This is a genomic window from Nitrospirota bacterium (assembly GCA_040757335.1).
Classification (GTDB): Bacteria; Nitrospirota; Nitrospiria; order 2-01-FULL-66-17; family 2-01-FULL-66-17; genus JBFLXB01.
Genome location: JBFLXB010000001.1, coordinates 23,661 through 43,522, shown reverse-complemented (window position 1 = coordinate 43,522; position 19,862 = coordinate 23,661). Strand labels below are relative to the sequence as shown.

24 protein-coding genes are annotated in these 19,862 nt (G+C 64.3%); 11 read left to right on the top strand and 13 right to left on the bottom strand.

Annotated elements, in window-relative coordinates:
* Nucleotides 1-198: 198 nt before the first annotated feature.
* The 3 genes from AB1451_00245 to AB1451_00235 all read left to right on the top strand — a co-directional run bounded on the left by AB1451_00245 (nucleotide 199) and on the right by AB1451_00235 (nucleotide 1,759).
* The gene (locus AB1451_00245; protein ID MEW6681340.1) at nucleotides 199-654 is read left to right on the top strand and encodes an Hsp20/alpha crystallin family protein; all 456 of its coding nucleotides are present in this window, start codon (nucleotides 199-201) and stop codon (nucleotides 652-654) included.
* Nucleotides 655-731: 77 nt separating this feature from the next.
* Nucleotides 732-1,322, top strand: a complete 591-nt coding sequence (locus AB1451_00240; protein MEW6681339.1) for an HPF/RaiA family ribosome-associated protein — start codon at nucleotides 732-734, stop codon at nucleotides 1,320-1,322.
* A gap of 2 nt (nucleotides 1,323-1,324) precedes the next feature.
* Nucleotides 1,325-1,759 carry a TraR/DksA family transcriptional regulator gene (locus AB1451_00235; GenBank protein MEW6681338.1) on the top strand — a complete coding sequence of 145 codons (435 nt, stop codon included), beginning with the start codon at nucleotides 1,325-1,327 and terminating at the stop codon, nucleotides 1,757-1,759.
* Nucleotides 1,760-1,762: 3 nt separating this feature from the next.
* Here AB1451_00235 and AB1451_00230 read toward each other — a convergent pair whose 3' ends face one another.
* The 9 genes from AB1451_00230 to prs form a co-directional block, all read right to left on the bottom strand.
* Nucleotides 1,763-2,155, bottom strand: coding sequence for a phage protein GemA/Gp16 family protein (locus tag AB1451_00230; GenBank protein MEW6681337.1), 393 nt, complete (start codon nucleotides 2,153-2,155; stop codon nucleotides 1,763-1,765).
* Between the two features lie 49 nt (nucleotides 2,156-2,204).
* A complete protein-coding gene (locus AB1451_00225; protein ID MEW6681336.1) occupies nucleotides 2,205-2,507 on the bottom strand; it encodes a GYD domain-containing protein in 303 nt (100 codons plus the stop codon).
* A gap of 113 nt (nucleotides 2,508-2,620) precedes the next feature.
* Entirely contained in the window at nucleotides 2,621-4,051 is a 1,431-nt protein-coding gene (locus AB1451_00220; protein ID MEW6681335.1) for an RtcB family protein, read from the bottom strand.
* A gap of 20 nt (nucleotides 4,052-4,071) precedes the next feature.
* A complete protein-coding gene (locus AB1451_00215) occupies nucleotides 4,072-4,488 on the bottom strand; it encodes an archease (GenBank protein ID MEW6681334.1) in 417 nt (138 codons plus the stop codon).
* A 228-nt stretch (nucleotides 4,489-4,716) separates the two neighbouring features.
* Nucleotides 4,717-5,463 carry a ZIP family metal transporter gene (locus AB1451_00210; protein ID MEW6681333.1) on the bottom strand — a complete coding sequence of 249 codons (747 nt, stop codon included), beginning with the start codon at nucleotides 5,461-5,463 and terminating at the stop codon, nucleotides 4,717-4,719.
* Between the two features lie 20 nt (nucleotides 5,464-5,483).
* Nucleotides 5,484-6,491: a histidinol-phosphate transaminase gene (locus AB1451_00205; GenBank protein MEW6681332.1), complete on the bottom strand. Its 1,008-nt coding sequence runs from the start codon at nucleotides 6,489-6,491 to the stop codon at nucleotides 5,484-5,486.
* Between the two features lie 77 nt (nucleotides 6,492-6,568).
* A complete protein-coding gene (locus tag AB1451_00200; GenBank protein ID MEW6681331.1) occupies nucleotides 6,569-7,222 on the bottom strand; it encodes a class I SAM-dependent methyltransferase in 654 nt (217 codons plus the stop codon).
* A 13-nt stretch (nucleotides 7,223-7,235) separates the two neighbouring features.
* A complete protein-coding gene (locus AB1451_00195) occupies nucleotides 7,236-7,478 on the bottom strand; it encodes a YkoF family thiamine/hydroxymethylpyrimidine-binding protein (protein ID MEW6681330.1) in 243 nt (80 codons plus the stop codon).
* Between the two features lie 306 nt (nucleotides 7,479-7,784).
* Complete coding sequence (prs, locus tag AB1451_00190; protein ID MEW6681329.1) at nucleotides 7,785-8,648, bottom strand: ribose-phosphate diphosphokinase; 864 nt, start codon at nucleotides 8,646-8,648, stop codon at nucleotides 7,785-7,787.
* A gap of 238 nt (nucleotides 8,649-8,886) precedes the next feature.
* On the opposite strand from prs, the gene AB1451_00185 reads away from it, so the two are divergent.
* Together AB1451_00185 and AB1451_00180 are read left to right on the top strand one after the other, a co-directional pair.
* Nucleotides 8,887-9,186, top strand: coding sequence for a DUF3175 domain-containing protein (locus AB1451_00185; GenBank protein ID MEW6681328.1), 300 nt, complete (start codon nucleotides 8,887-8,889; stop codon nucleotides 9,184-9,186).
* On the top strand, nucleotides 9,183-9,938 hold the full coding sequence (locus tag AB1451_00180; protein ID MEW6681327.1) for a VIT1/CCC1 transporter family protein: 756 nt from the start codon (nucleotides 9,183-9,185) through the stop codon (nucleotides 9,936-9,938). The genes AB1451_00185 and AB1451_00180 overlap by 4 nt, the downstream gene beginning before the upstream one ends.
* A gap of 3 nt (nucleotides 9,939-9,941) precedes the next feature.
* Here the strand turns inward: AB1451_00180 and AB1451_00175 are convergent, their stop codons facing one another.
* Entirely contained in the window at nucleotides 9,942-10,682 is a 741-nt protein-coding gene (locus tag AB1451_00175; GenBank protein MEW6681326.1) for a phage protein GemA/Gp16 family protein, read from the bottom strand.
* Nucleotides 10,683-10,935: 253 nt separating this feature from the next.
* On the opposite strand from AB1451_00175, the gene AB1451_00170 reads away from it, so the two are divergent.
* Together AB1451_00170 and AB1451_00165 are read left to right on the top strand one after the other, a co-directional pair.
* Nucleotides 10,936-13,062, top strand: coding sequence for an EAL domain-containing protein (locus tag AB1451_00170; GenBank protein MEW6681325.1), 2,127 nt, complete (start codon nucleotides 10,936-10,938; stop codon nucleotides 13,060-13,062).
* Nucleotides 13,063-13,134: 72 nt separating this feature from the next.
* Complete coding sequence (locus AB1451_00165) at nucleotides 13,135-13,281, top strand: hypothetical protein (protein MEW6681324.1); 147 nt, start codon at nucleotides 13,135-13,137, stop codon at nucleotides 13,279-13,281.
* Between the two features lie 3 nt (nucleotides 13,282-13,284).
* Here AB1451_00165 and AB1451_00160 read toward each other — a convergent pair whose 3' ends face one another.
* Genes AB1451_00160 through AB1451_00150 form a run of 3 tightly spaced genes read right to left on the bottom strand, consistent with a single transcriptional unit; the run spans nucleotide 13,285 to nucleotide 15,655 of the window.
* Nucleotides 13,285-13,698, bottom strand: a complete 414-nt coding sequence (locus tag AB1451_00160) for a cupredoxin domain-containing protein (GenBank protein ID MEW6681323.1) — start codon at nucleotides 13,696-13,698, stop codon at nucleotides 13,285-13,287.
* 23 nt (nucleotides 13,699-13,721) lie between these two features.
* Nucleotides 13,722-15,059 carry a nicotinate phosphoribosyltransferase gene (locus AB1451_00155; protein ID MEW6681322.1) on the bottom strand — a complete coding sequence of 446 codons (1,338 nt, stop codon included), beginning with the start codon at nucleotides 15,057-15,059 and terminating at the stop codon, nucleotides 13,722-13,724.
* Nucleotides 15,056-15,655 carry a nicotinamidase gene (locus tag AB1451_00150; GenBank protein ID MEW6681321.1) on the bottom strand — a complete coding sequence of 200 codons (600 nt, stop codon included), beginning with the start codon at nucleotides 15,653-15,655 and terminating at the stop codon, nucleotides 15,056-15,058. Before AB1451_00150 ends, AB1451_00155 begins: the two co-directional genes overlap by 4 nt.
* Nucleotides 15,656-15,907: 252 nt before the next feature.
* Between AB1451_00150 and AB1451_00145 the strand changes: the two genes are divergently transcribed.
* The 4 genes from AB1451_00145 (at nucleotide 15,908) to AB1451_00130 (ending at nucleotide 19,630) form a co-directional block, all read left to right on the top strand.
* Nucleotides 15,908-16,321: an Hsp20/alpha crystallin family protein gene (locus AB1451_00145; GenBank protein ID MEW6681320.1), complete on the top strand. Its 414-nt coding sequence runs from the start codon at nucleotides 15,908-15,910 to the stop codon at nucleotides 16,319-16,321.
* Nucleotides 16,318-18,765: an endopeptidase La gene (lon, locus tag AB1451_00140; protein ID MEW6681319.1), complete on the top strand. Its 2,448-nt coding sequence runs from the start codon at nucleotides 16,318-16,320 to the stop codon at nucleotides 18,763-18,765. The genes AB1451_00145 and lon overlap by 4 nt, the downstream gene beginning before the upstream one ends.
* Nucleotides 18,766-18,860: 95 nt before the next feature.
* Nucleotides 18,861-19,238 (top strand): nucleotidyltransferase domain-containing protein, encoded by a 378-nt coding sequence (locus AB1451_00135; protein MEW6681318.1) that lies wholly within the window; start codon nucleotides 18,861-18,863, stop codon nucleotides 19,236-19,238.
* Nucleotides 19,235-19,630: a HEPN domain-containing protein gene (locus AB1451_00130; protein ID MEW6681317.1), complete on the top strand. Its 396-nt coding sequence runs from the start codon at nucleotides 19,235-19,237 to the stop codon at nucleotides 19,628-19,630. Before AB1451_00135 ends, AB1451_00130 begins: the two co-directional genes overlap by 4 nt.
* The last annotated feature ends 232 nt before the right edge of the window (nucleotides 19,631-19,862 follow it).

Here is a 19,862-nt window from a genome sequence, read left to right as displayed (position 1 = left end):
CCTACTCTTGATAGCCTGCTCGAATCCACCCCCTGCACGGGCCATTTGCGATAACCTATCCGAGCTACCCTGTTCGGACCAATCGGGTCACCCCATTTTGTCGTGGCGTTCATCCGGACGAGGTCTCGTCGCCCCTTGATGTGCCTGTTAGTTTTGCACTACAAATATAGAGTGTCCGACTTCACTGGGAGGTGACATATGACCGATTTGATGCGCTGGGATCCCTTTAAGGAACTGGATGAGCTGCAAGGACGACTGTCCACGCTGTTCGGCCGTGCACCGGTCCGCAAAGCGGGCGAGCGGGAAGAACGTATGACGTTGACCGATTGGGCTCCGCTGGTCGACGTGATCGAAGACGAGAAGGAGTATCTGGTCAAGGCCGAATTGCCCGAGGTGAAGAAAGACGACGTCAAGATCTCGGTGCAGGACGACGTCCTCACCGTTTCGGGCGAGCGCACCCAGGAGAAGGAAGAGAAGGGCAAGAAATTCCATCGGATCGAGCGGGCTTATGGAAGCTTTTCTCGAAGCTTCACATTGCCGGAGGACGCGGATGCGTCCAAGATCTCCGCGGATTTCAAGAACGGCGTGCTCACCGTCCACCTGCCGAAATCCGAGCGCGCAAAACCCAAGTCCATCGAGGTGAAGATCTCGTGAGACGAGACCGGCCGGCGTCGGATACGCCAGGCGCCCGCCGCCGGTTCCACCCAATGTCCTACAACGGGGAGGCCTTGATGAAACACCCGCTGCAGATCACCGTGCGCAACATGTCGTTGTCCGAGGCGGCCAAAGCCGCCATCCAGGAGAAGGCCGCCAAACTCGACGCGGCGGACGACCGGATCATCGGGTGCCGCGTGCTGGTCGAGCTTCCGCACAAGCACCGCCACCAGGGCGCGCTCTACAACGTCCGGATCGATCTCACGATCCCGGGCGCGGAGTTGGTCGTCAAGCGCGAGCCGCATGAAGACCTGTACGTGGCGATCCGCGACGCATTCGACGCGGCGTGGCGCCAACTGCGCGAGCGCCGGAAACACGAGTTCCAGGACGTGGTCCCGCGCGAGACCCCGCAGCCCGAAGCCCGCGTCAGCCGGCTCTTTCCGATCGAGGGGTACGGCTTCCTGGAAACGCCGGACGGCCGCGAGATTTACTTCCACCGCAACAGCGTGCTCAACGACGGGTTCAACCACATCGAGGTCGGCGCACACGTTCGGTACGTGGAGGAAGAAGGCGAGAAAGGCCCGCAAGCCAGCACGGTCGTCGTCACCTCGCGGAACCACGCTGCGGGCCGCGCCGGCACCACGCAACCGCAGGCAGAAGGAGCCTGACCATGACGCGAGACGCGATCAGCGAGGAACGACGGCGGCAGCTCCGCGAGCTGCTCCATCGGCTCCGCGAGCAGACCGTTCAAGACGTCGAGACCCAGATCGGCCGCCGCCTGTCCGACGCCGGTGAGCGGGCGGTGGAGGTCGTCATGGACATGGAAGACCTGGCGTCCAAGGACCTCGGCGAGGGCGTGGACTACGCGTTGCTCCAAATGCGCTACCGGACGTACAAGGACATCGCCGACGCATTCCGGCGGTTCGAAGAAGGCACGTACGGCGTGTGCGAGAGCTGCGGATCACATATCCCTTTACCGCGATTACAGGCCGAACCGTTCGCCAGACTGTGCGTGCCGTGCCAGGAGAAGGCCGAGGCGGTTGAGAAGGTCGAACAGGAAGAGAAGCGTTTCAAGACCGGGTACACGGCACCGCGGCGACCGTAGCCTCTAGGCGGCTCTGCGCTTCAGCATCGCCTTCAACGCCTCAATCAGGCCAGACGCCTGTTTGACGGTGAGTTCCCGTATCGCGCTGGCTCCATACATCCGTCGCGCCAGCGCGGGCAACCGCTCGGGGGGCCAGTCCAATTCGGCTGCGAGCCGCGCCAGTAACGCCTGCTGGGCCTTGGTCATCGCCCCGGGCTTGCGAGGCGCCGACGTTCGACCACTGACTTTCGCCAGCAACTCGTCGATCACCATCGCGGCTTCGGAACGTCGCAACTCGCGCAGCGACGCCCGCCCGGTTCGCGACGCCACCAACACGTGCAACGCCCCCTCGTCCAGGCCCACGCGGTGGGACAACGCCCAAATGGCTTTCAACTGACGTGGTGAGATTCCGGTCACGGAAGCCTCCACGCCCTCCGTCTCCGGGAATGGACGAGCCTATGCGCCTTTAGGACCCGAGCTCCGAAATCACCCCCTTGAAACGCTCCCAGGGAAGCGCGCTCCAGGTCTCGGTAGTGGCATGGCCGAACGAGCGCACGATCGCACTCACCTTGCTCGCGGCGATTTCGTCAGGGGCCTCGAAGATGTCGAGATAGTCGTACGGCCCCAGCACGGCATAGTTGGCCACCCAGCGCACCTGTGGGCAGTGTTTCTTGATCCGCTCCTTGACCTCGTGTTCCAGCTTCTTCAGTCGTTCCGGTGAACTCGTGCTCTCGGGCGAGACCCTCGTCAGCATCACATAGGTACCCATCGTTTCACCTCCCTTCAGTTCAGGCCTCAGCAGACTGTGAGTTGCATCCGGACTTCAACCGCGACTCTGAACGAAACGAACGGGAAAAACATTCCCCCAAACACCCCCAAACACTATCCTTTGATGCAGATCATCGGCTCGAGCCGAGCCACCTTTCTGGCCAGTCCGGCTTCATGCGCCGCATCCACCACGGCGCTGACGTCTTTATAGGCACCCGGCGCCTCTTCCGCCACGCCGCGGTACGAGGGGCTGCGGATAAGAATCCCTTTGGCAGCCAAGTCATCGATCAGCTCTCGGCCCCGCCATTGTCTCAAGGCCTGGTGGCGACTCATGCTTCGCCCAGCGCCGTGGCAGGCCGATCCAAAGGACCGTTCCAGGCCCTTCCCGGTGCCGGCCAAGACGTACGACGCCGTTCCCATGGTGCCGCCGATCAGCACGGGCTGGCCCGCGGCGCGAAGCGCGGCCGGGATATCCGGATGCCCGGGGCCGAACGCGCGCGTCGCGCCTTTGCGGTGCACGAAGAGACGTTTGGGGTGCCCGTCGATGGTATGTGTTTCCACCTTACAGGTGTTATGGGACACGTCGTAGAGCAGCCGAAGCTGAGCCGAGGGGAAAATCTGGTGGAAAGCCTGACGTACCAAGTGGGTGATGATCTGTCGGTTGGCCAGCGCACAGTTGGTGGCTGCACGCATGGCTCCCAGGTACTCCTGCCCCACGTCCGACTCAATGGGGGCGCAGGCGAGCTCCCGGTCCGGGAGTTCAATGCCGGCGCGCGCGGCGGCCGGAAGCATTCTTTTCAGAAACTCGGTCCCGATCTGGTGACCCAGGCCGCGCGAGCCGCAGTGGATGCTGACCACCACCTCCCCGTCCCGGATGCCGTAAGCCGCGGCCAACTCGCTGTCATACACCGCCCGGACTTCCTGCACTTCGAGGTAGTGGTTGCCCGAACCCAGGGTGCCCATCTCGTCTTGCTGGCGCTTCTTGGCGAAATCCGACACCTGATCGGGCCGGGCGCCTTCCATGCGCCCGCGCTCTTCGGTCCGTTCCAGGTCTTCCGGAAGGCCATACCCCCGCCCCACGGCCCAGCTGGCTCCGCCGCGCAGCATCTCGTCCATCTCTTGGGAGCCCAGGTGAATCTGGCCCCGGCTGCCCACGCCGGCCGGCACCTTCCGGAACAAGCTCTCCGCAAGCCCCTCCCTGACCGGCAGGATCTCCTCCCGGGTCAGACCGGTCAACAGGGTGCGGACTCCGCAGGAAATATCGAAGCCCACGCCCCCCGCTGATATGACTCCGCCCCGCTCCGGATCAAAGGCCGCCACGCCGCCGATCGGGAAACCGTACCCCCAGTGCGCATCGGGCATCACGTAACAGGCCTTTTCGATGCCGGGCAGCGTGGCCACGTTGACCGCCTGCTCATAAACCTTCTGGTCCATCTCCTGCATCAATGATTCGGTCGCGTAGATGACCACGGGCACGCGCATTTTCCCGGTCGGCAGGATCCACCACTCGGTCTCGGATTGTCGCAGCAGTTGAGCGAGTTCCATCGTAGCCTCCAGAGCTCCCGCTACACGTCGACCACGCACTGGGCGATCCAGGTTCCGTCCGGATCCCGACGGACCTGGAGTTCCGTAAACGTGGCGCCCTTGACCTCGACGGCCGGCTGGTGTCTGGCGACGTCCACCGCCTCGCCCCAGGCTTTCGCGTGCAGCGTGTCGCCCTCAATGGCGACCTCGAACCGGCTGAACAGCATTCGGCGGGTCGCCATTTCATACACCAACGCGTTGAGCCAGTCGACCAGGAGCAACTCATCGTCGGCCTCCTGGCGCGTGAACTCCACCACGGTGCTCGGCGCGACCGTCGCGGGATCGGTCACGACACCGGTGAGCGCGGTCGCCGCTTGCTCGAACGCTTCGGCCTTGGAGCGACCGGCCCCCCGCACGCCCATGTCAGCGCCGTGATGAAACAGTTCCCACCGTACCACGACACCCTCCCGATTCTCTATTCGAAATGTCGATCGCCCAGTCCGAACCCCGACATTATGAACAGCGGCTTCCAAAAACCCTATCCCCCGAACGAGGGGTATTTCCCCTGGGCGCCGGCGGCCGGGAATAGACTGGTGAGTCTGGGCCATGGTGTTGTGGAGATCGAGCTGTCACCTGAGGACGCCACCGTTCGGCAGTCTTGAGGTCGTTGGCTGCGCGGACATCGGCTATGGCTCGAGCGCGGCCTTTACGAGCAGCATGAACGCGACGCCCACGGTGAAGGCCGCAAAGTGCACCACGTTGACTCGCAGGTCGACGTGCTCTTTGACCTCCGGGATCAGGTCCGAAGCGCCGATGTAGAGGAAGTTGCCGGCCGCGAACGGCACGAGGAACGACACGTCGAGGCGGGACGACGCGCTGTAGGCGACGAGACCGCCCACGAGGAAGGTCAGCGCGGACAGCACGTTGTAGAACAGCGCCCGGCGCCGCTCCCAGCCGCCGTGCACCAGCACCCCGAAGTCGCCGAGTTCCTGCGGCACTTCGTGCGCCGCAGCCGCGAGCCAGGTGACGACACCGAGGCGAATATCGATTAAGAAGGTGCCGGCCACCGCGAGCCCGCCGAGAAAATTATGCAGGCCGTCACCGATCAGAATCAGATAGGTCAACGGCTTCTTGCACGCTCGCTCGGCCCGCTGGCAGTGATGCCAATGCAGGAACTGATCGAGCGCAAAAAACGCCGAAAACCCGGCGAGTGTCCAGACATGAACCGCGGCGATGCTCATTCCGGCCTCAAGCCCGGCGGGGATCATATGGAAAAAAGCGCCGCCCAACAGCGACCCCGCGGCAAACGCGACCAGGGGGAGGAGAATGAGCCGGAGGGTCTGCTCCTTGAGCAACAGCGTCACACTGCCGACGAGCGCGATCGCGCTCATAAGCAGGCCGCTTCCGATGATCCACAGCAACAGGGCGTCCATGCTCTCCTTGGACCCTTGGATCAGAGCAACGTCTTCAGGGTCTCGACAAACCGCACGTTGTCTTCCGGCACTGCCGTAGTGACGCGCATATAGCCGGGGCCCAGGCGCGGGTCGTCGAGCGGTTTGATGAGAATCCCGCGCTCCTTGAGGCGTGCCGCGAGTTGGTCCGCGTCGTGCGGGGCAAAGTCGGCGACGAAGAAATAGGTCTCGGTCGGAAAAGTCCGCGCCCCCAGGGCGCGCAACTGTGCGGCGAGGTCCTCGGTCCAGGCGCGCAATTGAACGGCCCGCGCGCGGATCTTGTCTTCATGCGTCAAGGTCGTTAGTGCCGCCGCCTGACTCGGGCGGGCCAGCGGGTAGGCCTCGTTGTGCGTATTCAGATCGTCGGCAACGGCTTCGGGGAGCACGGCATAGCCGACCCGAAACCCCGCCAGGCTATGCGCCTTGGACAAGGTGCGGGTCACCAGCAGATTGCGATGTTCGGGTACCAGATGGGCGACCGATTGCCCGGCCAGGCCGATAAACGCCTCGTCCACGAGAAAGCGGGTCTCGGGGTATCGGCGCAATAAGTCGGGCAATGGTCTGGTGTCGAAAGTACCACCGTTGGGGTTGTTGGGGTTGACGATGACGGCGAGCGTGGTGCCCGCGGGGATCACCAGCCCGGAGAGATCGAAGGCAAAGGCCTGCTCGGGCAACAATCGTGTTTCGGTATAGCGCCGGGCGATGTCGGGAAACAGGGCATAGGTCGGCGTCAGCAGGTGCACCTGCCTTCCGAAGCGGTCAAAGAGCTGGCGCAGGATCAATTCCGAGCCGGCGTTGATGTGGATCAACCGCTCAGACAGCCCGAGTTGCCGCGCGATCAGGTGGCGCAGGGGTCCCGAATACGGTTCGGTGTAATGGTTGCTTCGACCGAGTTCGGCTTGGGCCGCGGCAATGGCCTCGTCGATGGGAGGGAGCGGATTCTCGCAGAGGAGCAAGTTGATCCCTTCAAACGTCGCCCCTCCCTTTTCGACAATATGCTGCTCGTTCATCCTGAAACCTCCCCGACCTCAAGCGCGGAGGTGACCGGCTGGCAACGGAGGGGACCGCACTGGATCACACGACTCTGTCACACCAACCTGATCCCCATGCCGATCACGTCGCCGGCGGGAATCGTGATCACGGCCCTCCAGAGACCATCCGGGAGCAGCGTACTCGCCCACCAGACGCCACCCCATCGTGCTCCCGCCGCATCTCGGACCATACGCTCCAGTTCTCGACGTGAAAAGTCCCGCGCCTGTCCCAGGATGGCCCGCCGCGCCTGCCGCCCCCATCTCCGCGAGAAGCCGCCGAGGCTCCATCGGTTCAGGACCATAACGATCATTCCCTGGCACGTGATCCGGACGGCTTCCGAAAGCGCGGACAAGGGGTCCTCCAAGAACTCTAATGTAGTGATGAACACGGTCAGGTCCACCGCGTGATTGCGAAATGGGAGCCGATGGGCATCCGCCAGGACCGCCGGGACAACAGGAGTTCGCGCGCGCATCTGCCGGAGCATGCCTTCCGCCCGGTCCAGCCCCACCGCCCGCATTCCCCGGGTTTGCATCTGACGCGTGAAGTGCCCGGTCCCACACCCGACCTCCACAACGGTTCGGGCTTGGGGAAAATCGGACAGGAGACGAGCGAGGAGTGCCGACTCGGCCCGGTCCGCCCGTTGTCCACGGCGAGACGTGTACCACTGTTCATAGCCGCTGGCCGCCCGCTCGAAGACCTCCCAAGGCATCACCGATCCGAGGTCAAACCGCGCAGGCGTTCGAGAGCGTCACGACCATCACGACCTGGCCGTTAGCCGCGGCCCGGCTGAAGCCACGCCGCAAGGAATCGAAGACCAGATCGGCCTCCCCCGTGACGAGCGTGCTCATCGTGCCAATGTCTGGACTCAGGCCCGCGGACTGGAAGGCGCTATACAGGCTTTGAATTGCCGGGGAGAGATGGTCTTGCCGTAAGGGGTAGAGGCTGACTTGAGCACTGATGATCATGGGGATGGGAGCTCCTCATCGGTTTATAAGCACAGCGGTCGGCGAACGCCCGAGATTCGCTTGGGTTCGGAGCGACGGCTCCTGACGTGGTGCACGGGGTGAATCGAAACCACTCGATCACACCTGGGAAACGCGTGTAATCGGCACAGTAGCGAAGCACGCTGGAAAGTGCAAGCGGAAGTCGGTTCCGAAGCAGTGCAGGTTTCGAATGCAGGCTGAATTCATGAAGGACATTTTCCGTTATCGCGCCGCTGAGCCAACCGGCGGCACCCCCCCCAAAACCGAACTTCTGGAAGGATTAAAGAATTAGAGAAGAATCGGAGTGATATCCAGAACCTGGATCCGCTCATGGGCGGGTTGCGGGAGGGAATTCGTCACCCAAGTGTTCCGCACGGGCAGGCGGCTGATCCGTTCACGAGCGTCTTGCGAGAATATCCCGTGGGTCGCGGCGAGCCGGATGCTGCGGGCGCCGCGCTCGGAGACCAGCCTCACCGCTTCGCAAATCGTCCCGCCCGTGTCGATCATGTCGTCGACGATCACCACGTGTCTTCCCTTCACCTCGCCGCTGATGGTCCGCGCCACGGCAACGTTCGGCCTCGGCCTCGCTTTCTCGACGATGACGACCTCGGCGTTGGGGATGAGTTGGGCCGCCAAGGTTTGAGCCCGATGACGGGCACCGGCATCAGGCGCCACCACCACATCGACGGGCTCACCACGGGAGACGTGCTCCGCAAAGAGCGGGAGCGCGGACAACTCGATTGCGCGGGGACCGAGCGCTTCCACGATACGCGGGCTGTGGACGTCGAGGACTCGGAGCCCGGCCGGCTGGAGGTTTCTCAAGAGCTCGGCGACCATCACGCCCAGACTCCCCTCTCCTGGACGGACCGGCCGATCCTGGCGCGCGTAACCAAGATAAGGAACCACCACTGACGGCGTGTGTGAACCGTTTTCTTCAAGGAGCCGGAAGAGCGCCAACAGATCGAACAACGACGTCGGGTCCGGCGTCACGGAGGCGATCAGAGTCACGGCCCGGCCGCTGACGTCCTCGGTCAGGCGATAGCTGCGCTCGCCGTCGGCAAACCGAACCGTCTCGTACCCACCCAGCGCCTTGCCGCGCTCAGCGAGCATCTCGCGGAGGTGGACGGTCGATGGGGTGAGGAACCACTTCATCGTCACGAGATTTCGTTCCGGCCGCGCCGGGTCCGCAACTGCGCACCTCCCCGCTGCTATTAGCGGATGGTTTGCTCCCCTGAGTCAAGATACGAGGTCTTGCACCACCGGACGTGGAGTGCTACGGTGCCGTGGTGCCTATTCTGAAAGCCGTGCGCCGGGTGCGGTGTACGCGATCACGCTGGTGGCATTTGCCGCAATGCCGCTGCTCGTGGCTCGGAGTTGAGAAGTGTGCCCGGTGACCCCTGCCCGACGCAAGCGATGGTCGCAGCGCGTCACCGAGACCAGCAATGCCTTGGATCTCGAGCCCGGCGTGTTTGCCCTGGATGATCCGCGCGAGATCGCCCGCTCCCTCAAGCGCTCCGCCGAGCGGAGCCAGCGACGGAAGGCGCCGCCCTTTCGCTCCGCCATGTCCATGCTCACCTTCTATATCAATCGCGCCGGCCGAACGCTTCCGGCAGCCCAACGTGCGCGCCTCCAGGCGGCGAAGGACGAACTGCGCGTCTTGTTCGGCCGCCCGCGCGGCGGCTCGCGATGAACCACCTCAGCCGCGATGAGCTCCGCCGCGACCATCGGCCCGAAGCCATCCAGAGACGTCTGAGCCAAACCGCCGGGTCTCGGCACATCTCGGACGCGGTGCTGGGCGGTATCGACGGATGTATTACCACGTTCGCGGTGGTCTCAGGAGCCGTGGGGGCGGGGTTCTCCTCCTCGGTGGCGCTCGTGCTGGGTTTTGCCAATCTGGTGGCGGATGGCTTCAGTATGGCGGTCAGCAACTACGAATCCATCAAGGCTCAGCGCGAATTCATCGAAGAGGTGAGGCGAACCGAAGAAGACCACATCGACAGGATTCCCGAAGGGGAACGCGACGAGATCCGCGCCATTTTCCGGCGAAAGGGCTTCGAGGGCGACACGCTCGAAGAAATCGTCCGTACCATCAGCCAGGACCGACGCCTCTGGGTCGAGACCATGCTCACCGAAGAGCATGGTCTGCAGAAAACACGCCCCAGTCCGTGGAAGTCCGCGCTGGCCACCATGGCCGCGTTTCTGGTCGTGGGCGCGATGCCTCTGGCGCCGTTATTCGCGTCCGGGGTGGACCTACGCCGTCAGTTTGTGTTCAGCGCCGTTCTGGCGGGCGTCGCGTTTTTTTCGATCGGGATGCTCAAGAGTCTGGTGTTCGCCAAACCCGTGTTCCGCTCAGGATTGAGCACGTTGTTGACCGGCGGGACCGCCGCCGGTCTGGCGTACCTGACCGGTTATCTCCTTCAACAGGCGTTCGGCGTCGGCTGACCGTCACGCCGCTCCGACCGTCAGGACCACCAACTCACCCTTCATTCTTGGATGCAAGTCGCAGCGGAAACTCACCGGCCCGGACTTGTTCGGGGTAAAGAGCACCTCGACCTCGGTGCCCGGATCCACGTACAGGCCTTTGATCCCGCGGCCGTAGGTAACGACCCCTTCGCTCTCCACGCGCACCTCCAAGCCGTCCAGCGCTTCGGAGGTGAAGCCGTGTTGCACCTCATCGACGTTGTGCAGCACGATCCGCACCGGCTCGTGGAGCTGAAGGGTCCCGGCCTGAACCTTGAAGGCGAAGTCCTGGATCGTCACCTCGATGGACCGGCGCCCGTCCTGTGCGCTCACCACCCCGAGACCGATGAGGCTCGCTCCCAGTCCCGACGCTTGCTTGACCGTGAGCTCCCGGATCGTGCTCGTTCCATACATCCGTCGCGCCAACGCCGGCAGCCGCTCGGGCGGCCATTCCAGTTCGGCTGCCAGCCGCGCCAGTAGCGCCTGCTGGGGCCTCGTCGCCGCCCCGGGCTTCTGACGCGCCGGCGCCCGGGCGCCGACCTTTCCCAGCAGCTCGTCGATCACCGCCGCGGCTTCAGCCCGCCGCAACTCGCGCAGCGACACGCGCCCGGTCCTCGACGTCACCATCGCATGCAACTCACGGTCGTCCAGTCCCACGCGATGGGACAATGCCCAAATGGCTTTCAACTGGCGCGGCGAGATCCCTTCGCGGAGGCCCCCGGGCACACTCTTCTCCTCCGATTGTTGTTGAAGCTTACCAACAATCGCACGCGGAATAATCCCCAAACGGAATATTGTCTATTGGACGCGAATAGCGTGCACAGGATCGGTTGACTTCAGGAAGAAATCGGACTATATGTGGCGCGGTGCCGTAAGCTGACTGCGCCTCGGCGTACAAAGACCACTCTCCCGCAGCCGTGTGCCCATGGTCCGGAGGTCTGTCGAGATGTGCGCGAACTCACAGGCTTTAGACCGGTAGATGGAACCCATCGCTTCCGGCCCACCGATCATTCTCGCGGCTTTCCTGGTAAGCGCCGGGGTCACACTCTATGCCGGCATTCAAACCGCCATCGTGGGTATCGTGAGGCACCGCGTGCCGCTCTACCTGGCGTTTGCGGCGATGTCCTTCTGCGCGACCGGTTTTCAGTTCGCCACCATCGGCTACTACTCGGCCGGATCGATCCCTGCGGCAGCCCTGGCCCTGCAATGGCAGGCCAGCTTCGCACTGCTCTTTCACCCGGCGCTGTTTGTCTTCGTTGCGCTGTATACGCGGCAGGAACGGATCACGCCTTGGTTCGTCGCCATTGCGTTAGCCTTCGGCGGATTCCTCGTCGCGAACCTTGTGGCCCCGAATAGTCTTCGCTTCACAACGCTGGAGGCGGCCACGCCGCTGCGATTTCCGTGGGGGGAGACGCTTGCGCGCTTTTCTGGCCCTCCGGGGATTGAAAATGGGCTCGTTCGCGCTGCACACCTCGGCGTGTTTTTTTGGGCGACATGGCGTGCGGTGGCGCATTTCCGTCGCGGCCATCGGCGCGCGGCGCTTTTCCTGGCCGCCTGCATACTGCTTGTGGTCGCCGCAAGTACGTGGGCGGCGTTGATCGACCTTGGGGTCATCGACTCCGTCTATGTCACGGGGTTCTCGTTTCTCGGACTTGTGCTCCTGATGAGCGCCAGCCTGGGTATGGAGCTGCATGATCAAACCACCCGCCTCGAAGCGACCTCCGTCGAGCTTCGGAAGGAGAACGAGCAGCGCGGGAAGGCCGAACAGCAGGTCCGCCGCATGGCGTATCAGGATCACCTCACGGGCCTCGCCAATCGTGGGTCGTTTCACGAACGCCTGGCCGAGACGATCGTCCAAGCCGCAAGGACCGGCCAATACGGCGCCATCCTCCTTATTGACCTCGACCATTTCAAGACTATCAACGAGGCGCTCAGCCATGACGTCGGAGATCAGGTCCTGCGGGAGGTCGCTCGTCGCCTCATCGCGATCGCCGGCGAGCGTGCGTTCGTAGCGCGCCTGGGTGGAGATGAATTTGTGATGGTCGTGTCGGGAGTGTCCACACACCAGCAAGAAACCATCGCAACCGCCCGCGAGCTGGCGGAGACGGTGCAGAGCGATCTCTCGAAGGCGCTGCCCGTCGGGGAGCACGTCTTTAACGTCGGCGCGAGCATCGGAATCGCGCCGTTTCCGTCCGATGGGTCGACATCAAAGGACATTCTGCGCCACGCCGACATGGCGCTCTATCGCGCAAAGAATCTCGGTCGCCGCACCAATGAGCTTTACGCCCCGGCAATGTCGGTGGCGGCCGACGAACGGCTGAAGCTTGAGCGGAGCCTACGCGTGGGTTTGGAGAACGGCGAGATCAGTCTGTACTTCCAGCCGCAGATCGACGCAGCCGGCCGCCTGGTGGGGGCCGAGGCGATGATGCGCTGGCGCCATCCGGAGATGGGCATGATCCTCCCAGCCTCGTTCATCCCGATCGCGGAGGAAACCGGGCTGATCCACACTCTCGCCACGTGGATGTTTGAGCGGGTCTGTGATCGGCTCGTTGCCTGGTCGCAGGCTGCCGTGCCGTTCGACGGAGTGGTGGCCATCAACGTCAGCCCGTGGCAGTTCACTCGGCCCGATTTCGTCCTCCAGGTAGAGGGTACTCTCACCCGGAGCGGGGTGGCGCCAAGTCGCGTGACGCTGGAGATCACCGAGACCGCACTGCTGTACGACCTTCAGGAGACCGTCAGAAAGCTGACCGCACTGCGCACATTGGGAATCAAGATCGCCCTCGATGACTTCGGCACCGGGTACTCGTCGCTCGCGTATCTCAGAGTCTTGCCTCTGGACCAACTCAAGATCGACCGGGCCTTCGTGAACGATCTCGGCATAGAGTCGGGCCGCGCCCTGGTCGAAAGCATGATCAGCATCGGTCAGCATATGAAATTGCAGGTCATCGCCGAGGGCGTCGAGTCCGCCTCACAGCGAGACACGCTGCTGAGCATGGGTTGCAGATACTTTCAGGGCTACCTGTTCTCGTATCCATTGGCAGAGCAGGAATTTCTACGGTGGATCGCCGAGAACCACCAAGCGACGGGACCTTCATGGGGGCGGTGAAGGAGGGTGGGCCGGCGCGTTCTGCCCGACGCACGCAATGGTCCCGGCGCGTCACCGCGACCAGCAACGCCCTTGATCTGGAGCCTGTACCCCAAGAGTCTGGTGTTCGCCAAACCCGTGTTCCGCTCCGGATTGAGCACGTTGTTGACCGGCGGGACCGCCGCCGGTCTGGCGTACCTGACCGGTTATCTCCTTCAACAGGCGTTCGGCGTCGGCTGACCGTCACGCCGCTCCGACCGTCAGCACCACCAACTCACCCTTCATTCTTGGATGCAAGTCGCAGCGGAAACTCAGCGGCCCGGACTTGTTCGGGGTAAAGAGCACCTCGACCTCGGTGCCCGGATCCACGTACAGGCCTTTGATCCCGCGGCCGTAGGTAACGACCCCTTCGCTCTCCACGCGCACCTCCAGGCCGTCCAGCGCTTCGGAGGTGAAGCCGTGTTGCACCTCATCGACGTTGTGCAGCACGATCCGCACCGGCTCGTGGAGCTGAAGGGTCCCGGCCTGAACCTTGAAGGCGAAGTCCTGGATCGTCACCTCGATGGACCGGCGCCCGTCCTGTGCGCTCACCACCCCGAGACCGATGAGAACCGCTCCCATCGCCACCGCCACTGCCCATTGCCGTCTGCTCCGCATCGCGTTCCTCCCCTCTGGTTCGATCACCGATTCTCGCGGTCGACCGCCTCGGCGAGCGCGTGAATCGCCGGCGCGATCCGTACCGGGTAACTCGCTTCTGTTTCCAGCTCCCGCAGCGCGTCCGGCAGCAACGCGAGTTGGGACACGGCATACGACCGGATTTCTCCCAGCGCGGGAGCACGCGAGACCCGAGCGCCCGCGCGCATCACGGGTTGGATCAACGGCTCGCCCTCTTGCGCGTCGTCCTCCAACGTCAGGGTGTCCTCAGCCATCCGTTGGTCCGGCCCATACCGGCGGAACACCTGCTTTCGGCCCGGCCAAGTCGCCTTGCCCTCGGAGCGCTTGCGCCGCGGCCGTCCCGCATACTCCTGCAGCTTGTACGCGCAGTCCAGGTACGGCGCGTCCGACGAGGTCATCAGGCGCGAGCCCACACCGAACCCGTCGATGGGCGCGCCGCCGCGCACCAGATCGCGCACCGTATACTCGTCGAGGTTGCCGCTGGCAAAGATCGTTGCGTGCGGCAACCCGCCGCGATCCAGGATCCGGCGGACCCTTCGCGCGTGCTCACCCAGATCACCGCTGTCGAGTCGCACGCCCTTGATCGTGATTCCCTCGGCTGCAAGTTGCGGGGCGAGTTTGACGACCTTTTCGGCCGCGGCTTCGGTGTCGTAGGTATCCAGCAGGAGCACCACGTGCTGCGGTTGGTGGCGCGCGAAGTGCGCGAAGGCCTCGGCTTCGTCGTCGTGCGCCTGGATGAACGAGTGCGCCATGGTGCCGTAGGCCGGCACGCCGAACACGTCGTCGGCCAACACCGTCGCGGTGCCGGAAAATCCCGCGAGGTACACCGCGCGCGCGCCGAGCAGCCCGGCTTCCGCGCCGTGGGCGCGCCGCAGCCCGAAGTCCACGAGCTGTTTACCCGGCGCCACCAGGACGAATCGCGCGGCCTTGGACGCGAGCAGGGTTTGCAGTTGGATGACGTTGATCAGGCGGGTTTCCACGAGTTGGGCCTGCGGCAACGGCGCGGTCACGCGCACCAGCGGCTCGTTGGGGAAGCACACCGTGCCCTCAGCCATGGCGTGCACGTCGCCGGTGAACCGGAACCCGCGCAAATAGTCCACGAACCCCGGGTCAAAGCGGCCGCTGGCCTCGACCCACGCGAGGTCCTCGGGTGTGAAGCGCAGGTGTTCCAGGTACTCGACCAATTGCTCGAGTCCGGCGGCCATCAGGAACCCGCGGCCGGACGGCAGCTTGCGGACGAAGAACTCGAACACCGCGGTCCGCTCCATGCCGAGACGCCAATAGACGTAGAGCATGGAGAGTTGATAGAGGTCCGTCAGCAGCACGCTCGATTCGCGCGTCATCGGGCGAGCTGTTCCCAGCGGACCGGCTCGGCTCCCAGACGGATCATCTCCTCCTGCGCGCGTTGTCCGTCGCCGGCGTGCACGTCCACGGCCTTGATCGCGTCCGTGAGCAGTCTGACCGCGTAGCCCAAGCTTCTGGCGTCCCGCACGGTCGCGAGCACGCAGTAATCCGTGGCCAGCCCGCCCACGAAGACCCGTCGCACGCCCGCGGCCCGCAAGCGCTCGTGCAGTGACGTTTCCTGAAACCCCGAATACGCGTCGCGGTCCGCTGCGTCTCCCTTCGAGATCACCACGACGTTGGCCGGAAGATCCAGACCCGGACCGAACTCCGCGCCGGGGGTCCCCGCTACGCAGTGCCGCGGCCACGGTCCACCCTGCTCGCGGAACGAACAGTGCGACGGCGGGTGCCAGTCGCGGGTGGCGAAGACCGGCAATCCGCGATCGCGCCACAAGGCCGCGTAGCGGTTGATCGTCGGGATCACGGCATCGCCGGCAGGGACGGCCAGGCTCCCGCCCGGCAAGAAGTCCCGCTGCACGTCCACCACCAACAGGGCGTCGCCCGGTTGAAGCGTCGTCTGGTTGGGTTGCGTGGCCACGGCCTCATCCTGCCTGAACGCACGCATTGGTGTCCAGACCTTGCACACCTCTATTCTCGCTGTCGTACGGCGCGGATGCTACACCCCGAACGCGGGATTTCGAGCTCGTGCATCGGCTGACTCCGCTCCCTCGTTTGGAGTACTATTCCGCTCGAGCTCCACCTCCCTTGGAGCGGGCGATCCGCTCCCCTTGGGGGATGGCAACACGTTGCGCGTTCCGGCATGCTGTCCTGCACGCAAAGGAGAAACGGGATGCGGTACCGACGAATCAGCTACCGATACACCGAGGTCGTCACGCAGCACACGGTGCGGCTGCTCGGCGATCCCTGGGGTCTGTTGTCGCGGACAACGGTCGCGCGGCCCGAGTGGAAACCGCCGGCAGATCTGTATGAGACCGCCGACTCGTACGTGGTCAAGGTCGAGCTGGCCGGTGTGTCGGAGGAGGATCTCGACGTGTCGGTATACACCGACGCGATCGTGGTGGAGGGGGTCAGGCCGATCGGGGTGACCGGCGAGGTCCGCTACCACACCGCGGAAATCCGCTACGGCCCGTTTCGGCTCGAAGTCGCGTTCCCCACGCCGATCAACCGAGAGCGCGTGTCCGCGCAATACGAATCCGGTTTTCTGCTGCTGACCGTGGGCAAGGACACAGGGAGCCCGCCATGACCGAGCACGAACACGACCCTGACCGCCCGGTCCGGGAAATCCCGGATACATTGCCCGTGCTCCCCCTCAGGGATGCGGTGGTGTTTCCGTTCGCGGTGGTGCCGATTTCCGTGGGCCAGCAGCGTTCGGTTCAGCTCGTGGACGACGCGATGAAGGGCAACCGCATGATCGCGATGGTCTACCAGCGCACGCCGGAGTCCGTGCCCGCCGGTCCCAACGACGTGCACCGGGTGGGCACCGCCGCGGTGGTTCACCAACTCCTGCGCGCGCCCGATGGCACACTGCAGCTCCTGGTGCAAGGAGTGGCGCGGGTCCGGATCATCGACTTTGTCCAGACCGAACCCTACTTGGTGGCCAAGGTCCAACCGGCCCCGGAGCAGACCGAAGCCGGGCTCGACACCGAAGGCCTGGCCCGTTCGGTCCGCACCCTGTTTCGACGATTGGTCGAACTCATGCCGGACGTCCCGGACGAGTTGGGCCGCGCCGTGGAACTGCTGGAGGACGCGCCGCACGTGGCTTACATGGTGGCCGCGGTCGCGCCGATTCCGGTCCCGGTGCGACAGGAAATTCTCGAGCTCGACGCGGTGGACACCAAGCTGCGGCGCATCGTCAACGTGCTGCAACACGAGATCGCGGTCCGCGAACTCGGCCACAAGATCGCGGTCGACACGCGCGAGCAGGTCACCAAGACACAGCGCGAGTATTTCCTGCGCGAGCAGATGCGCGCCATCCAGCGCGAGCTGGGGGAAGGCGACGCCGAACAAGCCGGTATCGAAGAGATCCGCAAGCGCATCGGCGACACCGCGCTCCCGGACGAGGCGCGGCGCGAAGCCGAGCGCGAACTGTCTCGGCTGGAACGCACGCCCGCGGCCTCGCCCGAGCACGGCCTGATCCGCACCTACCTGGAGTGGATCGTGGGCCTGCCGTGGAGCAAACTGACCGGCGGGGACATCGACGTGGATCACGCGCGTCGCATCCTCGATCGGGATCACCACGACCTCGAAAAAATCAAAGACCGCATCGTAGAGTACTTGGGGGTCAAGAAGCTCCGTCAGCAACGCGGGCTGGAAACCCCGGAAGGCCGCGCGCACGAACCCATCCTGTGTTTCGTGGGGCCGCCCGGCGTGGGGAAGACCAGCCTGGGCCAATCCATCGCGCACGCCATGGGTCGCAAGTTCGTGCGCATCAGCCTCGGGGGCATCCACGACGAAGCCGAGATCCGCGGGCATCGCCGCACTTACATCGGCGCCATGCCCGGCCGGATCATCCAAGCCTTGCGACGCGGCGAGGCCGCGGACCCGGTGTTCATGCTCGACGAGGTAGACAAGCTGGGAGTAGGTATCCACGGCGATCCCTCCGCCGCCCTGCTCGAAGTGTTGGACCCGTCACAGAACCAGACCTTCGTGGACACCTACCTGAACGTTCCGTTCGACCTCTCGTCCGTCTTGTTCATCTGCACCGCGAATACCACGGAGACCATCCCGCCCGCGCTGCTGGACCGCATGGAAGTATTGAGCCTGGAGGGCTATACCGAAGAGGAAAAGCTCTTGATCGCCAGGCGATTCCTGCTTCCCAAGCAGCTCGCAGCCCACGGCCTTCGCGAGAACGAGGTAACCATCGACGACGACAGCCTTCGCCGAACCATCCGCAACTACACGCGCGAAGCCGGGGTCCGCAACCTCGACCGCTCCCTCGCCACGATCTGCCGCAAAGCCGCCAAAACCATTGCCGGCGGCAAGACCACCAACGTGTCCGTTACCCCCGCAACCGTCGAAGACCTGCTGGGCCCGCAAAAGTTCTTTCCGGAGCTGGCCGAGCGCATCGACCGTCCGGGCGTGGCCACCGGCCTGGCATGGACCCCGTCGGGCGGCGAACTGCTCTTCATCGAAGCCGCGGTCATGCCCAGCAAACGCAACCGCATGATCATCACCGGCTCGCTCGGTGACGTGATGCGCGAGTCGGCCGAGGCCGCCTTGTCCTGCGTACGCTCGCGTGGCGAGTTGCTCAAGCTTCTTCCCGACGCATTCGAAGACAAGGACATCCACATCCACGTCCCCTCCGGCGCCATCCCCAAAGACGGCCCGTCCGCCGGCATCACCATCACCACCGCCCTCGCCTCCGCGGTCACGGGCCGACGCGTGCGCCAGGACGTGGCCATGACCGGCGAGATCACCCTGCGCGGCAAGGTCCTGCCGATCGGCGGCCTCAAAGCCAAAGCCCTCGCGGCCCACCGCGCCGGCATCAGGACCATCATCATCCCCAAAGGCAACGCCCGAGACCTCGACACCATCCCCGAAGAACTCCGCAAAGACCTCGACGTGGTCACCGTGGACACGATCGAAGAAGTCCTCGACCGCGCCCTCGAACCCTCGCCGCGCCCTTCGGACGGCCAGGCGGCCGAGAAACCGGCAGCCGATCGCTCGGAATCGGCGGCGTCGAATTGAGCGCGTCCCGGAGTCTGCGGCGATCCTTGGCCGGACCGCCGCGTGGTTGCGGGCTCGACCGATTCTCGCTATCATGAGCCCGCGCTCAAAGGTCAATCACAGAGGGGTCGATGTCCAGGTCTCAACGCATCTCGGTCGCAACGCCCTGGCTGAGTCCGACCGAATCAACGGTCCTGACGCGCTTTGCCGAACAGGTCCGAGCGCAATACGGCGGCCGCGTCAACCGGATCGCTCTCTTCGGCTCGCGGGCGCGCCGTGAAGGGCACGAGGAGTCGGATCTCGACGTCGCGGTCATTCTCGCCGACGTCGATCAGGCGCTGCGCCGCGCGCTCATCGATCTCGCAACGGATCTGTTCCTGGAGACGGAGATGAGGATCTCGCCCTTGGTCCTGTCACAGGACGAGTTCGACACCTTGCTCCGCTTAGGGCGCGGAGTGGCCATCGCGATTCGAGACGAGGGGATCGACCTGTGAGCGCCGAAGACCGCAGACAAAACGTCCGATTGGAACAGGAAGCCGGGACTGAAGCCTTGAGCGCGGCGCGGGCCTTGGTCGAGAAAGGGCTGTATCGCAGCGCCATGTCGCGCGCCTACTACGCGCTGTTCCACCACGTACGAGCGTTGCTCTATACGCAAGGCCTGGAGCCGAGAACCCATGAGGGGCTGGAACACCTCTTCGGCCTGCACTGGGTGAAGCCCGGCAAGGTCGATGCCGCCAGCGCCAAACTCCTGGCCCGGTTACAAAAGTACCGCGAGCAATCCGACTACGGCACCGTGACCATCTTCACCAAAGACGACGTGGAACAGGAACTGCGGGAGGTCGAGCGTTTCATCGCGACCGCGCAGCCATATCTGAACAAGGCCTGACGCTCGGGCGAGCCACAGAAAGGGAATCCGCAGTATTGGGTCCACAGTCCTGGGAAATAGTACTCTGACCCTGATTTTTTCACCGTGGGATTATGAGTTCATCCTCTCCAACGGCGTGGTACTGTAGGTAAAACCGGGACGCCAGAAAGCGACTTTCAAATGGGGTCTGCGCGCGCCGAAGGCCAGCGCCGAACAACAGGCTTGAGCGGACCGGCTTCACCGGCCGCTCAGC

Excerpts from the sequence above, each read along its gene's own strand:
- AB1451_00245 (MEW6681340.1), top strand. The coding sequence starts at position 199 with ATGACCGATTTGATGCGCTGGGATCCCTTTAAGGAACTGGATGAGCTG.
- AB1451_00240 (MEW6681339.1), top strand. The coding sequence starts at position 732 with ATGAAACACCCGCTGCAGATCACCGTGCGCAACATGTCGTTGTCCGAG.
- AB1451_00235 (MEW6681338.1), top strand. The coding sequence starts at position 1,325 with ATGACGCGAGACGCGATCAGCGAGGAACGACGGCGGCAGCTCCGCGAG.
- AB1451_00225 (MEW6681336.1), bottom strand. The coding sequence starts at position 2,507 with ATGGGTACCTATGTGATGCTGACGAGGGTCTCGCCCGAGAGCACGAGT.
- AB1451_00220 (MEW6681335.1), bottom strand. The coding sequence starts at position 4,051 with ATGGAACTCGCTCAACTGCTGCGACAATCCGAGACCGAGTGGTGGATC.
- AB1451_00210 (MEW6681333.1), bottom strand. The coding sequence starts at position 5,463 with ATGGACGCCCTGTTGCTGTGGATCATCGGAAGCGGCCTGCTTATGAGC.
- AB1451_00205 (MEW6681332.1), bottom strand. The coding sequence starts at position 6,491 with ATGAACGAGCAGCATATTGTCGAAAAGGGAGGGGCGACGTTTGAAGGG.
- AB1451_00200 (MEW6681331.1), bottom strand. The coding sequence starts at position 7,222 with ATGCCTTGGGAGGTCTTCGAGCGGGCGGCCAGCGGCTATGAACAGTGG.
- AB1451_00195 (MEW6681330.1), bottom strand. The coding sequence starts at position 7,478 with ATGATCATCAGTGCTCAAGTCAGCCTCTACCCCTTACGGCAAGACCAT.
- prs (MEW6681329.1), bottom strand. The coding sequence starts at position 8,648 with ATGAAGTGGTTCCTCACCCCATCGACCGTCCACCTCCGCGAGATGCTC.
- AB1451_00180 (MEW6681327.1), top strand. The coding sequence starts at position 9,183 with ATGAACCACCTCAGCCGCGATGAGCTCCGCCGCGACCATCGGCCCGAA.
- AB1451_00170 (MEW6681325.1), top strand. The coding sequence starts at position 10,936 with ATGGAACCCATCGCTTCCGGCCCACCGATCATTCTCGCGGCTTTCCTG.
- AB1451_00160 (MEW6681323.1), bottom strand. The coding sequence starts at position 13,698 with ATGCGGAGCAGACGGCAATGGGCAGTGGCGGTGGCGATGGGAGCGGTT.
- AB1451_00155 (MEW6681322.1), bottom strand. The coding sequence starts at position 15,059 with ATGACGCGCGAATCGAGCGTGCTGCTGACGGACCTCTATCAACTCTCC.
- AB1451_00145 (MEW6681320.1), top strand. The coding sequence starts at position 15,908 with ATGCGGTACCGACGAATCAGCTACCGATACACCGAGGTCGTCACGCAG.
- lon (MEW6681319.1), top strand. The coding sequence starts at position 16,318 with ATGACCGAGCACGAACACGACCCTGACCGCCCGGTCCGGGAAATCCCG.